Origin of the sequence: Phytoactinopolyspora alkaliphila (assembly GCF_010550695.1) — a bacterium.
Taxonomy (GTDB): Bacteria; Actinomycetota; Actinomycetes; order Jiangellales; family Jiangellaceae; genus Phytoactinopolyspora; species Phytoactinopolyspora alkaliphila.
The window spans coordinates 97,149-111,824 of sequence record NZ_JAAGOB010000016.1 but is presented as its reverse complement, the minus strand read 5'-3'; the positions used below and the strand labels follow the sequence as shown (position 1 = coordinate 111,824).

Sequence of the window (14,676 nt, the reverse complement as noted above, 5' to 3'; positions counted from 1 at the left end):
GACCACGCCCAGGTGATCTCGAAGACGATGCGTCAGCTACCGCCCGACCTCGGAGACGATGACGCCGCGCGGGCCGAGGAAGATCTGGCCGCGTTCGCTCGTGAGCATGACCCAGCCACGTTGCAGAAGCTGGCCGATCACCTGCTGCATGTCCTGTCCTGCGAGAGCTTGGAAGACCGGGAGGAGCGCGCGCAGCGCAAGCGGCGGCTACGGTTCGCCGACCTCGGCGACGGCACGGTGCGGGTCTCCGGCTTGTTGGGCGCAGAAGATGCGGCGATCGTGCGCACCGCGCTGGACCCGCTGGCCGCGCCCTGCCCCGCTGCCGACGGGCAGCCGGACCCACGTCACCCAGAACAGCGGATGGCTGACGCCCTGACCGAACTCGCCCGCCGCCACCTCGACACCAAGGATCTGCCTCACCGGCACGGGCATTCCACACAGCTGCTCCTGCTCGCCGACCTCGACACCCTCACCCAGCACGCGAACAGCGACAACACCGCTGACGACACCAACGACGAGCACCAAAACGCCGGGGCCCACGGGGAGGCTACCTGCGGCGATCGTGACCACGCGCGGGCGGACACCCACCCACGCACCGCACCCCACGGCCGTAGCGCAGCAAGGACGGCCCGCGGCGGTAACCGTGGCCGGCGGCGCCGGTGGCTGCAGGACACCTGGGCACACCGGTTCGGGGTCGCACCGGCCGAGCTCGCCTGGAGCGGACCCATCTCCACCGAAGCGGCCCGGCGGCTGTCTTGTGACGCCGCCGTGATCCCCATCGTGCTCGACACCGACGGCGTGCCGCTGCGAGTGGGAAGAACCGAACGCACGGTCACCCCGGGCATCTGGACCGCCCTCATCGCCCGAGACCGCGGCTGCGCCTTTCCCGGCTGCACCCGCCCACCCGCATGGTGCCACGCCCACCACATCACCCACTGGGCCGACGGCGGACCCACCAACCTGGACAACCTCACCCTGCTCTGCGGTCACCACCACCGCACCATCCACCACCGCGGCTGGGACGTCCATACAGGCGCGGACGGGCATCCAGACTTCCTGCCACCCCCATGGGTCGACCCCGAACGGACCCCCAGACGCAACACCCGACCCCGCCATGATCACCAACCCCCACCCCGAGCACATCCAGAGTGAATGGCACAACCGCCACGACCCACCCGATCCAGCTCGCATGACCCATGCCAGCACGACCCAGCCGGGCATGACCCCGGGCAGCATGACCCAGTGCAGCATGGCCCGGCTGGAGCTGCGGCCCGCGGACGATTGCTGCGGGTCTCCACTTTCAGGATGCCCTGTCGTCGCTGGTCACCATAGGGGCGAGTGGCCCGGGACAGAAGGCCGAGAGTCCCGGGTCCGGCAGCGCACCCTATTCATCCGGCGCCGCACCGGCGATGGTGAATCGGCGGCCGGAGACACGTGATGGCGGCACACGCACGAACCACTGCTTCGGATGAGTCGTCCACGCGGGCAGCGGCAGCTCGTCCGCTTGGTTGATCTCGTCGAAGTTGTCCAGCCGAACTGCGTTACCGGCGACGACGACGCTCCACGCCTCACGTCGGCCGGCGTCGTACCCATCTGCGTCGACTGCCACCTGCCTCGCGATCGTCACCGCGGCGAGCTTCGTGCCCTCGCCGGTGCGGAACACGACGGTTCCCGCGTCCACCACAGCGTTAACTCGGCAGCCACGGGACTCATGTCCGGCCGGGTCTTGCACCACCTTCTCCAAGTAGACCGCGAGTATCAGCTCGGCCATAGGGACGAAGGTCACCCTGGCCGGCCCCGATGGACCTGAGAGGATGCGAAGGGTGACGAGACGTCACTGCGTACCGCGGGCCGGCTGGCCGCCGCTCTTCTGACCCGCGAAGCAGAATCAGCCGGGTTCGCCGCCGCGCTCGTCCCCGAGGGCGGCGATCAACTCATCGAGGGCCGCTACGGTCGCGGTCGCCGCGAACGAGAACGGCTCGAGGACGATGTCGGCACCGTCGGCTCGAAGCCGAGCCGCATCGCCGGGAGTATGGGCCGTCAGCGCCACCTTGCCGCCGTAGTCATGGTCCCGGAGGCCGTGCAACATGGCCCGGCCGATCTCCAGCAACGGCACGGTGCAGATCACGCACCTCGCCCGGGACAGCGGCAACGCGTCCATCAGGTGCACATCCTCCGCGGTGCCGAAGACGGCCGAGACACCCGGACGGTCGTTGTTCGCCACCCGGTGCGGATCGAAGTCGACGGCGAGTACCCGCAGTCCGGCCGCGCCCAGCCGTTCGGCGACGTGTCCACCGAATCGTCCGAGGCCGTACAGGATGACATCCACGTCTTCGCTGTTCTCGGCCAATCCGGCCTTGCGGCCGGCTGTGCGGTCGAACACAGCCAGCTGGCGCTTGATCCGGTCATAGATCTGATGTGAGTAGAGGATCAGGTACGTCGATCCGCCAATCGTGATCAGTCCGACCACCGTGATCAGGCTGACGGTGGCGTTGGTGATGTGCCCGAGGCTGAGCCCGAGTGCGGCGAGGATGAGAGAGAACTCGGAGATCTGCGCCACGGTCAGGCCGGCGAGAAAGCCGACCCGCACGGGATAGCGCATGGCGGACATGATGACGATGACGATCAGCGGGTTCCCGATGAGCACGAAGAGAGAGAAGATCACTGCCTCGGTCATCTGCTGACCGGCGTCGACGAACTCCAGCTTCGATCCCAGGTCGAGAAAGAAGAACAGCAGCATGAAGTCGCGCAGGCTCACCAGCCTGGCGCCCAGCGCGTCCTTGTAGGGAGTAGTGGCCAGCGAGACCCCCGCCAGGAAGGCGCCGATCTCCGAGCTGAAACCCAGCCATTCGCTCAAGGCCGCCCACGAGACCGCGTAGGCAACCCCGAACAGGACGAGGAGTTCCTGGGATCCCGCGATGTGGTGCAGAAGCCACGGGAGCACGTAGCGCATCAGCACAGCCACCGCAGCGAGCAGCAGCAGGCCCTTGAGTATCACCTGGCCGATCCCCCATGCCAGGTTCTCGCCGGTCTCCTGGCCGAACGCGGTCAACGCGATCATCACCAGCACGACCACGATGTCCTGGACGATCAGGAAGCCCACGGCGATCCGGCCGTGCAGCTGTTCCAGCTCCCGTTTGTCCGACAGGAGCTTGACGATGATGATCGTCGACGAGAACGTGAGCGCCACCGCCACATAGAGCGCGGTGACCGTGTCCATGCCCAGGGCAATCGCTATCAGGTACCCGACCACCGAGGTGAACAGCACCTGTCCGAGGCCCGTGGCGAGCGCGATCACACCGGTGGAGCGGATCAGGTTGAGGTCCAGCCGCAACCCCACCAGAAACAGCAGGATGGCTATTCCGATCCGGGCGAGCAGCTCGACCGTGCCGTCGGCCACCACCCAGCCGGTGCCGGCCGGGCCGACCAGAATGCCCACACCGATGAAGGCGACGATCAGCGGCTGGCGAAGCCTGGTGGCCAGGAGCGCGACGCCCGCGGCGATGGCCAGGATGACGGCTACGAGGGCGAACCCGTCGTGTTCCATGGCCACCGCCGTTCATCGCCTCGACCGTGCCGATCCACTGGATCAGGAACGCAGGCTGAAGAGTGGGTACCGATCTGTTACCAGTATGAAGGCGTAGGCCACGACCCTGTTGTGCCACCGGATGACGCCCTCGACGAAGTCGAAGAGACCACGCGGATAGCGGCCGGTAATCAGGATGGCGAACCAGGCGACGACCACGGCCACCAGGGCCGCGACGTCGAGGAAGAACAGCACCACGTAGTGCGGGATCGCGAGGAACCACTTGATCAGAGGTAGCCACCGGTTGAGATCGGTGTCCGGGTCCGGATGGTCGAAGTCGAGGTGGACGGACTGGTGGTCCTCGGTCGAGGGATACCTGTCGTCCATCAGTGCCAGATAGGCCACCACGCGGTTGCTGAACCGGAGCAGTTCACGGTTCCATTCGAACCACCAGCGCGGGTATTTCTGCCGGAATACGATCATGATCAGGGGCGCCGCGAAGAGCAGGCCACCGGCACTGGACGCGACCACCGTGCCTGTCTCATGTGCCCACTGCCAGGTCCCGCTGGAGACAGTGCCCAGGACGATCATGATCGGTATAGCCGCGAAGATCCTCAGCGCAGTGGAGAGCCGGCTGAGTTCACGGTCAGGGTAGTCCACTCGAAACTGGACCGGATATGGATGATCCATGTGCTTCCCGTCGCTCGTTGGTTGTGACGCCACGTCACCTACCCTGTCGCGGCGGGCGCACGCCCGCCTCCGGGTTCAACACATGTTCTTGGTCGTGTCCGCGTCGGCTTCCTTACTGAACCCCCTCAATCGGCCGCCGCGCGACGGTGTTTGAGATGTCGGCCCGAACCCAGAACGGCCGCCCCCTCTCCGGTGAGAGCGGGCGGCCGAACCAGGTGAGCAACGGCGTGAAGACCATCCGTGCCTTGACCGTGCCCGGGAGAGGTCATATATGGATTCGTCACGGTGCTCAACGGCCGGGTTTCCTAGGTCACTCGGGTCCGGCAAGGCGCGTGAGGCGAGAGACCTCAGCCAAGTCAGCTCGCGTTCCTACTGTGGATGACCAAGCCCACCGACCGGCCACCCCAGCATCGAACCAGCCACCGTAAGACGCCGTACCCCCGGGTTGCGCTGGTTCAGGCACCGCGTCTCCCAGCTGGTCAGGCAATGCTGGTAGCGCCCGCCCAGCCGCGCCAAGGAAGCACGGCCCGGGTCCCCAACGCGAGGCGGGTCACTCCGGCGCCAAGCCGCTGCACCCGTCCCACACCCTCGCGGCCGGGGAGGAACGGCGCTTGCCCGGCGCCCGGTCCTCGCGGAACAGCCCGCTGGCCCTCTGCCCTGGCTGCTCCGGCCGACAGGGCCTGGCATGAACGTGGGGGCGGCCCCCGTCACCACCCCCACGTTGTCCGCTTCGCCCAGACCCGGTGGACGAGTCCAGCTCTGGAGAACCGGCTTTCGGCCGCGCCATACCCGGCCACGCACTGTCACGGCATCTTCACGCGCCCCACGGGTGCGCCCCCCCCCGAACACAATTCCGCGGCATCCACGTGCCGTGTGATACAACGCATTGATCGCCGTCACCAACAATGAATGCTTGGCGATCATTATTCACCTATCGGAACGAAATATGGTGCCTACCAACCCGATATCAAGCGATTGGGCCCACCATAACTCCGAGCACTCTGTGGCGCGGCCTGACATTCGTCGGTGGCGCACGCTCGGATGCGGCAGTCTTCATACGCCTTAACCGGCGTCATACCAGTACACTCACGTGTACTGCCCCCCTGAGCCGGCCATTCCCTCCGAAAAAGATGCTATTGCGGAACCGGACTCCTGGCAAGGGACTTCCGCGGAAACTTCAATATCTGATGCGCATCACCCACGCCAATGATCGATGCCCTCGATCCCGGAGTCCGTTCTCATGGTCAATCACACGATCGGTCGGCTATGGGTGGAATAGCCAATAGAGATTCGACTATCGAAATATGCGGTCGGTCACAAAAACATACGCGCGCCCCGCGGGACACCTTCTCGATACCCGCCCCCCGGCTCCGTGCCGCGACGCCGGACGGCGACGCTAAAGCCCCGCGTGGAGTCGGGCCTCCGCGCGGCAGCGACCCGCGTCAGCGGGCTGACTGGCCCTCTCGAACAGCACGGCGGCCTCGTCGAGAAGTCTCGCGCTCCGTTCGATTTCTCCCCTCGCGGCCGCCAGGTGGGCACGTGCCTCGCTGATGGCCCCTTGCCAAGCCGTGCCCTCCCACAGGTTGGACGACCGCTCGGCCGTTCTCAAATACTCCTCCGCCTCCGCGATGTCCCCGACGTCGGCGCAGGCGATTGCTGCGGGAACAGCGAACATGATGATGCAGAATGCACATGCGTCCTCCGTGCCCATCACATCGCGGGCTTGATCGACGACGGCCCGGGCCGCCTGTGGATCGGGAGCCGCCTGGATCATCGTGCCGAAGATCCGCTGCACCAAGTGAAGCGCCATGATCGACCAGCGTGCGCGCGGCAGCGCTTGCTGCAGGAGCCCCTCGGCCTCGACTCGTTCGCCACGCTGAAGGCGGAGTTCGGCCAGCCGTTGCAGAGAACTCGCCTCTCCGCCCGGCGCACCGATCTCACGATGCAGGTCGACGGCGTCTTGGAGCTCGCGCTCCGCCTCGTCTCGTTCTCCAGCGAGCAGTGCCGCCTCACCCAGGAGCGTCGTCGCGAAGGCCTCGGCCCGCAGCACGCCCATCCGCCGGGCCGTCGCTCGCAAGGACCGGGCCATAGCCTTCACCTCCGTGTACGGCGTCGTCCCGTAGAGCAGGAACTCGGCGACGCAGAGGTACGGATCGAACAGGGAGGCGGCCAGCGCCGGCGTGTCCTGTGCACGGCGCAGCTCCATGCGCAGCCGGGAGAACAGCTCGCCGCGATGATGGGCGATCAACGCCTGCAGGGTCAGGAGGTCCAGCCGCTGCCAGGTCTCCTCGTACGGCTGGACCATGCCACAGATCTGGTCCGAAGCCTGCCAGGCCGCATCGATGTCGCCTTTGAAGTAGGCGAGATTGCCTTGCGCCAGCAAGATCGACACATCCGCGGGACCGCCGGTCGGCTCGAGCCCGGCGAGGACGCCGGCGGCGGTGTCGAGGTCACCTTCCATCAGCGCCGCCTGCCCCATCCGCGCGCGCAGCAACGGACGCTCCGCGTCATCGGCGACCGCGAGAGCTTCCCGGTAGGCACCGATGGTCGAGCGGTCTCCGAGCGCGGAGAGCAGGTTCGCCCGCAGGGACAGCAGGCGGGAACGCTCTGCCGCGGTGGCATGCTCGCGTACCGCGTCCACGAGGCCGAGGGCATCTCGATACGCCCCCACGGCCGCTTCCCGTTCCACGGCCTTGAGCACGTGCGGCACCGCCGCCGCGGGCTCGCCCGCAGCGATCAGGTGATGCGCCACCTGTGCGGGTGCGGCCCCGATCGAGTCGAGCCGCTCAGCCGCCTCGCGGTGAAGAGTCCGCTGCCGCGCCGGCGCGACACCGGCCAGCAGCGCATCCCGGATCAAGGCGTGGCGGAAACGGTAACCGGCACCGGTGTGCACTACCACGAGCGCACCGAGCGCCGCGTCCAGCGCCGCGAAGGCATGGGCCTCCGGCAGTGCGGTGAGGGCGACGAACTGGTCGGTGTCGAAGCTGGCACCTACGACCGCGACCCGCTGCAATGCCTCTCGCGTAGCCGGTGTCAGCCCGGTCAGTCCGATCGCTCCCAAGGAGGCCGGGTCCGCGGGCGCGCCCGATCGCACTATCTCTGCGACGGCGAACGGCAGGCCGCCGGACACCACCCAGATCCGCTCGACCAGCTCTGGTGCCGCGTCCGCGATGTGCCGGTGTACCAGCGTTTCGGTCGCGCCGCGGTCCAGCGGCAGGAGCGGTATATGCACGGCGAAGCCGCGGCGGACGAGACTGGACCGGATCTGCTCGACCTTCCGGCCACCCTCGCGGCTGCCGAGCACGATCACGGCGCGTTCGCTGGTCACCGTCCGAGCCAGATAGTGCAGCAGCCGCAGGCTCGCCTCGTCGGCCTCGTGAACGTCGTCGACGGTGAGCAGTAGGCCGGTGCCGGACGCCGCGAGCCGGATCAGCTCGGCCGTGGCGACGAACAGCCGCTGGTGTGTTCCCTCACCCGTCCACGTCAGCTCATGACCGGTCAGCGCGCGTTCGATCTCCCCGCGGTAGGCGTCGGCGAGACCGTCCAGCAACGTGGGATGCCGTCGGCACAGATCGGCGAGGGCGTCGACCACCGGTGCGTACGGCCACGCCCCCTCGATCGCGGCGGCGACGCCGTGTCCGGTACGCCAGCCGGTACGCCCCGCCCTGCGTGCGGCCCACTCCAGCATGGCGGATTTGCCCACACCAGGTGGACCGGAGATGAGCAGCGTCCGGCCCTGTCCGTGGGCGGCTGCCGACAGCACCTCGGTGACGGTGTCGCGTTCCTGGTCGCGCCCCACCAGACGCACGTCCGCGGTAGCCGACTGCTGGGGCAGGGCCGCGACGATCTCGTCCCGCAGCGCCAGCGCCTCGGTCCCCGGGCCGACCCCCAGCTCGTGACGCAACGCCGCGTCCATCCGCTCGAACTGTCGCAGCGCAGCTCGATTGTCGCCGGCCTCGATGTGCTGGCGCATCAGGGCCAGGTGTGCGCCTTCGTCGGCCGGGTCGGCGTCGACCAGCCGGTCCCAGTCGCCCGCGACCCGGAGCAGCGCCAGGTACTGCACGCGCAACCGCTCCCGGTGGTCGGTGGCCCAAGCCTCGTAGGGATCGTCCGGCAACAGCGTCCCGCCGTAGCGGGCCACGGCGAGCGCCGCGGCGGCCGGATTCGAGTCCTCCAGGGCCGATCGCGCCGCCCGGTCGAACTCGTCCACATCGACGATGACGGCCGCACCGGGCAGCAACGCGACCACATCCGCTCGCAGGACGAGTGCGTCGCGGTCATCGCCCAGAGCCCGCCGGGCATAGTGAGCCAGTTTGTGCAGCCGTGGCGCGGCCTCGGCGACGGTCAGGTCGGGCCAGAGCACATCGATCAGCCGCTCCCGGTGCAACCGGCGGCCGGGCGCCAAAGCGAGAACTTTCACCAGGGTCGCCGCCTGGCGCCGCGGCCACGCCGACGCCGGAACCGGTATGCCGTCGAGCTGTATGCCAAAGCCGCCCAACAGGGTGATCTCTGCCTGTGCCGCCACCGGTGCCCCCCGATTCGCAGCAGTGCCCATCAGGCACGTCGTCGTCTATCATGCGCCCGTTTGCCTTCCGGTGTACAGCCCGGGATCTATCGCACACGGCGGCGGAGGCACATGTGGGTGGGCCTCACCTATGGGTGAGTTCCCGCGGACCGTCCCCGTGCAGCGCTTCCAACTGCTCGCTCATCGCCGAGCTGGATTCACGCAGTAGACGCCTCAGATCGTCCAGGGTCCACCGGAACGACGCGATCGTGGCGACCACGCGCAGCAACGGCAAGGCGAGAGCGTCGCGGGTCGCCTGATAGCGGGCCAGAGCGTCGGCCTCGGTCAGTCTGCCTGAGCGCATCTCCCCGATCGCCTCCGACACCAGCACGGCGTCGCGTAGCGCGTCCGTGAGACCGTGCGTGCTCAGCGGGTCCTCGAAACTCCCGGCATCGCCGATCAGCACCCATCCGGGACCCCACGACTGGCGGAGGAAGCCCGGTGTGCCGGCGAATCCGTGCAGCCGCCGTGGCGGCCGGCTGGCCGCCAGCCGCTCCCGCAACGACGGGGACAGCGAGTCCAGTACGGACCAGAAGCCCGGCCAGGTGCCGCCCGCGCGGGCCGCCTTCATACGCTCCGGTGTGGTGCCGACGAACACGCACGTCTGGCCGCTGTTGGTGGGAATGAGCCCGGCCGCGCCGCCCGGACCGTAGTACCACTCGTAACCCTCGGCGGGCAGCGCGTCCCAGTACCCGTACAGAACGGCGCTGCCACTCCCGTCGGCGGTCCAGATCGCCGACGAGCCGACGGCTCTGGCCACGCCCGAGCGCACGCCGTCCGCGCCCACGACCAGTCCCGCCCGCACCGTGAGCGGCCGGCCCCGCTCGTCGCCGGCGACGACGCCCGTCACCCGGCCGTCGTCGTCGTGCAGGAGACCGGCGACGCTCACCCCGAACCGCACGTCCGCGCCCGCCTGCCGGGCGGCGTCGACGAGAATCGGATCGAGCACCGTGCGACGCGGTGCGTAGAGGGCATCGACGCCGGCCGACGGCTTCAGCGTGATCCTGGTGGTGTCCTCCGGGTAGTGGAAGACGGCCCTGTGCACCGGCGGCGTCCCGGCCGCCACCACGGCGTCCAGAAGGCCGAGCCGGCTCAATTGCATGACTCCGCCGCGCATCAAGGCATGGGTAGAGACGGTGTCGCCGCCGTACCTGGACCGGTCGAGGACCAGCACGCGGAGCCCCATGCGGGACAGCAGCGTCGCGGTCGCCGCGCCGGCGCAACGACCGCCGACGATCACCACGTCATATCTGGGAACGTTCACGGCACTCGCACCTCTCGGCGTCGTCGCGTCTTCGCCTGCTGGGATCGGTGAGACGTCCGGATGTGCTCGGTGATGGTCCGGGCGTCGTGGCGAGCTCCGTCGATGAAGCTCGAGTCCCTGCGGTGCAGGAAGCGCTCGCCGATGACGTACAGCCCGGTGGCGGCGGTGATGCCTTGACGGTGCATGACATGGCCATCGCGGTCGAAGACCGGAACCCGGAGCCACGGGTAGCGGAAGCGGAACCCGGTGGCCCACACCACGCTCGTGATTCCGGCCGAGCTCAGGTCGATTTCGTTCCGAGCGGGCGGAACGGTGGCGGTCCGCACAGCCTCTGCCGGCAGCACCTCGGACTCGAGCCCCGAGCTCTCGATGAACGCGTCGATCTTGGCGAGGGTCCTCCGCATCCGCTCGTCAGCTTCGGAGACCGTCGTGTGCAAGTCGTCGGCGAAACGCACGCCGTACCCGTCGGCGCCGATCAGCCGGCCGGTGATCTCGACACCGAGCCGGCTCAGGGCGGTGAGGTCGGCCTGGTCCTCCGGTGGACCGCCGCGCAACTGCAACGACGGCTGGGACCGGGCTTCTCGTGCGTCCGGCACGTCGTCGATGGTGCGGCTGAGCATGCCGCTCTGCTCCAGCCACCACATGATGTCCATGCCTCGGTAACGGCGCGGGAGCCGGGTGTGAGAGCCGGCCGCGAGCACCACGGCACGGCCGGAGCGCCGCAATTCCGCCGCTATCTGGGTTCCCGACGCCGACGCACCCACCACCAGGACCCCGCCTGGAGGGAGCGTGCCGGGGTTGCGATACGAGCTGGTGTGGATCTGCCGCAACCCGGGCGTCAGCTGCCGGTGGACGGCAGGCAGGTGTCGGCCTGGGCCGGTGGCGATGACCACGTTGCGCGCGAACCATGATCCCCTGAACGTGGTGACCCGGTAGCCGTGGGCCATCGGCGACACGTCGGTGACGGGCGTGTGGACACGTACGGGCGCGCCGAATGACGCGGCATAGTCCTCAAGGTATCCGGCGAGCTCGGCGGCGGTCATGAAGCCGTCGGCGTCCGGTCCGGTGTAGTTCCAGCCGGGCAGCCTGGTCATCCAGTTCGGGGTGAGCAGGCGCAGCGAGTCCCAGCGGGCGCTGCGCCAGCTCTCGGCCACCCGGCCGCGGTCGAGCACGACGTGATCACGTCCCGCCTCGGTGAGGTAGCGGCTGACCGCCAGGCCCGTCTGGCCGGCACCGATCACCGCGGTGTCGATGATCTCCATCTCATCCTCGTCTCTGGAGCTGCGCTCCGCCCGGCTAGCGAACCGGCCGGGCGGCCGCGGCGCGTACTGAAGTCCGCACGTCGCCTGACGTGTCAGGCCACGGTCACGTCGATGGCGACCGGCACGGAGTTGGTGAGCACGTCGAAGACGGCGGAACGGTCCCGGGATCGTTCGACGAGCTGCTGCAGCTTCTCCGGCGGCGCGTCGCCGGCGATTTTGAAGCTGACCCGGATCTGCTCGTAGCCGTTGCGTGTCTCGTCGGACAGCCCGAGCAGGCCGAGCAGGTTGATGTCCCCCTCGACCGTCGATTCGACCTCGGTCAGTTCGATGCCTCGGGCCGCGGCGATGTTGGCCAGGCCCGAGGTCAAGCAGGCAGCCAGCGCGGCCAGCACGTACTCCACCGGAGTCGGGCCGTTGTCCGCACCGACCAGCACGGCCGGGTGGTCCGCGTCGATGACGGTCTCGTGCTGGTGCTCCATCTCCTGGCCGGCGCCGTAGAACCCGTGGATCGACGACTGGTTGTGGGTTCCCTTCACCCACCGGTTCTTTGCCCGGAACTGGAACTTCGCGATGTCCGGCTGACCCTTGACCGCGTCGAGGGTGGCGAACAGGGTGGGCGTGTCGACGCCGTTGAGGGGCGCCCGTTCTGTGGTGGTGCTCATGTGCTTGTCTCCTTCGGGTTGTGATTTGTGGTTTGTGGGTTGTGTGCGAGGTGGGTTATGCACGAGGCGACGACCATGGTGGGGCCCGTGCCTTCTGCGGGCTCTCACCTGAGACGTCGAAGCGGAACTCTTGTGCATAACCCACTTCCGAACAGGCCTGCAGTTGCGGTGAACGTATGGCGATGGCCTTCCCGGAACCTTCCCGGCGGGCTTCGCGGTTTCGCGAGCGGCATCAGACACCAGCCAGTGCGGTCAGGATCCAGAGCGCGGGCATGCCGGCGATGACGGCCATGTAGGGCTTCCCGGTCAACCGGACCGCGACCATTGCCGCGGCCACCGCACCGAGGGGTGGAACGGCCTGGAGCAGGTCCAGGCCGGCTGCGTAAGCCGCGATGGCGCTGGCGGCTAGCGCGGCGAACGCCGCGGGCGCGACGAACGTCGACGCCCGGCCCATCCATTCAGGAAGGCCGAACTGGTCGACGAGCAGGACCATGCTGACGCGGAACAGGTAACTGCCCAGGCCCACGAGGGCGATGACCAGCCAGACACTCATCACCCAGCCTCCTTCGTGAGCAGGCCGGCCGCGAGCCCGGCGATGATCGCGATGACCAGTCCCAGGTGCAGCGGGACCGCCATGGCCAGCACGGCCACACCGCTCGCGGACAGGGCCGCGCGCCGGGTGGCGCGCGCCGCGAGTTTCGGCACAACCTCACCCACCAGGAACAGAGGGATCACGAACTCCAGCCGCAAACCCGCCGGCAGTTGCGCACCGAGAACGACACCAGCACCGATGGCGGCGAACCACGCCGCGTACAGGACCACCGCGCCACCGATGTAGTGAGCGTCGGCGCGCGACCGCTCACCCGGCTGCTCGTAGCGAGCCACGCCAACGGCGAACGACGGGTCGATGAGCAGATAGGCCGCCATCAGCCGCCACCATCGGGGACGGTGCCGCCAATGCGGAGCCATGGCCGCCGAGTAGAGCACCAGGCGCAGATTGATGATCAGCGCGCTGAGCACCACCACGGCCGGCGCCGCACCAGCGTCGAGCAACTCGATCGTCGCCACCTGGGCGCTGCCGGCGACGATCAGGGGCCCGGTCAGCCAGCCGGCGAAGGCCGGAATGTCCGCCTGGGCGGCGCTGACGCCGATCACCAGGCCGAACGGTGTGACACCGGCCAGCCACGGACCCATCGCCCGGACGCCCGCGAGCACGTCGGCCCGCAAAGGCGCCGGTCCCAGCGTCGTCGTCGTGTTCATCTCGGTTCTCCCCCGATTGGTGGTATGACGCGGCCACAGTGCCTCCGGGACCTTCCCGGCACCTTCCCGTAGCCCGCCCACGTCGTGCCTGCGACTGTGCTCCTGTGGGAAGCGACAAACGTGGAGGAAACATGGAGAAGACGCGGAGAAGGGCGTAACCTGCGACGACAGAAGCCGCACAGACGACGGACACGCGGTGCCGGCGCCTGAGTCGGAGTTCAGGGGGGGACTGTGATCTACGCCTGGGACAATTGCGAACTCGATCTCGGCCGCTACGAACTCCGCCGGGCCGGAACGGTTCAACCGGTCGAGCCGCAGGTCTTCGACGTGCTAGCGCTGCTGATCCGCGAACGGGACCGAGTGGTGCCCAAGGAGGATCTGCTCGACGCCGTGTGGGGCAGCCGGTTCGTCAGCGAGTCGGCACTCACCAGCCGAGTGAAGGCCGCACGACGCGCCGTCGGCGACGACGGCCACGCACAGCGGGTCATCCGCACTGTGCACGGCCGCGGCTACCAGTTCGTGGGCCGTGTGATCGAGAGCTCGCCCCCACCTCGGGCCGACGTGCCAGCTCAACCGCCGGAGCAAGAGATCCGTTTCTGCAAGGCCACCGATGGTGTCCAGCTCGCCTACGCCACGATGGGCAGCGGCCCGCCGCTGGTCAAAGCGGCGAACTGGCTGAGCCACCTCGACTACGACTGGCATAGCCCGGTGTGGCGGCACTGGCTGTACGAGTTGTCAGCTCGCTTCACTCTGGTCCGTTACGACGAGCGAGGCTGCGGGCTCTCCGACTGGGACGTGCCCAGATTCTCCTTCGATGCCTGGGTCGACGATCTGGAGACTGTCGTCGATGCTGTCGGGCTCGAGCGATTCCCCCTGCTGGGCATATCCCAAGGCGGCCCCGTGGCCATCGCTTACGCCGTCCGCCATCCCGAGCGGGTCAGCCACCTGGTATTGCTCGGCACGTACGCGGAGGGCCGCCGGAAGCGGCTCTCGACTCCGGAGGACCGTGAACTGGTGGAGACGCGCATCGACCTCGTCCGGCTCGGATGGGGCCGGCCGGATCCGAGGTACCGGCAGCTTTTCGCCGCCGAGTTCCTCCCCGAGGGAACGCAGGACGAGTGGCAGGCTTTCGACGAGCTGCAGCGCCGGTCCGCGTCCCCGGAGAACGCCTGGCGCTTCCTCAACGAGTTCGCCGACATCGACGTCTCGGATCTCGCGCCGAAGGTCACCGCACCGACGCTGATCCTGTGCGCGCGGCACGAGCCTGACTACACGTTCGAGCAGTCCAGGCGGCTCGCCGGGATGATCCCGGGAAGCCGCCTGGTGCCCCTGGACAGCCCCAACCATCTCCTGCCCGCACGTGATCCGGCCTGGCGGCAGTTCCTCGCGGAGCTGGACCGATTCCTGCCACCGTCGAGGTCGTGACTGAGCAACGACGAACCTGGCTG

The 14,676-nt window shown here is 68.4% G+C and carries 11 protein-coding genes; 2 read left to right on the top strand and 9 right to left on the bottom strand.

Translation table 11 applies throughout. The features are described from left to right. Positions 1–1,152: HNH endonuclease signature motif containing protein (locus G1H11_RS22885; RefSeq protein ID WP_216844052.1), on the top strand; the 1,152-nt coding region annotated here is incomplete at its 5' end. 232 nt (positions 1,153–1,384) lie between these two features. Here G1H11_RS22885 and G1H11_RS22880 read toward each other — a convergent pair. The 9 genes from G1H11_RS22880 to G1H11_RS22835 form a co-directional block, all read right to left on the bottom strand. Further along, complete coding sequence (locus tag G1H11_RS22880; RefSeq protein ID WP_163820928.1) at positions 1,385–1,771, bottom strand: pyridoxamine 5'-phosphate oxidase family protein; 387 nt, start codon at positions 1,769–1,771, stop codon at positions 1,385–1,387. 117 nt (positions 1,772–1,888) lie between these two features. Further along, complete coding sequence (locus tag G1H11_RS22875; protein ID WP_163820927.1) at positions 1,889–3,547, bottom strand: cation:proton antiporter; 1,659 nt, start codon at positions 3,545–3,547, stop codon at positions 1,889–1,891. A gap of 42 nt (positions 3,548–3,589) precedes the next feature. Beyond that, positions 3,590–4,216 carry a DUF4389 domain-containing protein gene (locus G1H11_RS22870; protein ID WP_163820926.1) on the bottom strand — a complete coding sequence of 209 codons (627 nt, stop codon included), beginning with the start codon at positions 4,214–4,216 and terminating at the stop codon, positions 3,590–3,592. Positions 4,217–5,612: 1,396 nt separating this feature from the next. Next, positions 5,613–8,741 (bottom strand): ATP-binding protein, encoded by a 3,129-nt coding sequence (locus G1H11_RS22860; RefSeq protein ID WP_216844050.1) that lies wholly within the window; start codon positions 8,739–8,741, stop codon positions 5,613–5,615. 124 nt (positions 8,742–8,865) lie between these two features. Beyond that, positions 8,866–10,044, bottom strand: a complete 1,179-nt coding sequence (locus G1H11_RS22855; RefSeq protein WP_163820924.1) for an FAD-dependent monooxygenase — start codon at positions 10,042–10,044, stop codon at positions 8,866–8,868. Next, on the bottom strand, positions 10,041–11,306 hold the full coding sequence (locus G1H11_RS22850) for an NAD(P)-binding domain-containing protein (protein ID WP_163820923.1): 1,266 nt from the start codon (positions 11,304–11,306) through the stop codon (positions 10,041–10,043). Before G1H11_RS22850 ends, G1H11_RS22855 begins: the two co-directional genes overlap by 4 nt. A gap of 92 nt (positions 11,307–11,398) precedes the next feature. Then, positions 11,399–11,968, bottom strand: a complete 570-nt coding sequence (locus G1H11_RS22845; protein WP_163820922.1) for an OsmC family protein — start codon at positions 11,966–11,968, stop codon at positions 11,399–11,401. A gap of 232 nt (positions 11,969–12,200) precedes the next feature. Continuing rightward, on the bottom strand, positions 12,201–12,521 hold the full coding sequence (locus tag G1H11_RS22840; RefSeq protein ID WP_163820921.1) for an AzlD domain-containing protein: 321 nt from the start codon (positions 12,519–12,521) through the stop codon (positions 12,201–12,203). Beyond that, positions 12,521–13,228 carry an AzlC family ABC transporter permease gene (locus G1H11_RS22835; RefSeq protein WP_163820920.1) on the bottom strand — a complete coding sequence of 236 codons (708 nt, stop codon included), beginning with the start codon at positions 13,226–13,228 and terminating at the stop codon, positions 12,521–12,523. The genes G1H11_RS22840 and G1H11_RS22835 overlap by 1 nt, the downstream gene beginning before the upstream one ends. A gap of 231 nt (positions 13,229–13,459) precedes the next feature. Between G1H11_RS22835 and G1H11_RS22830 the strand changes: the two genes are divergently transcribed. Then, complete coding sequence (locus tag G1H11_RS22830; protein ID WP_163820919.1) at positions 13,460–14,653, top strand: alpha/beta fold hydrolase; 1,194 nt, start codon at positions 13,460–13,462, stop codon at positions 14,651–14,653. Positions 14,654–14,676: the final 23 nt, after the last annotated feature.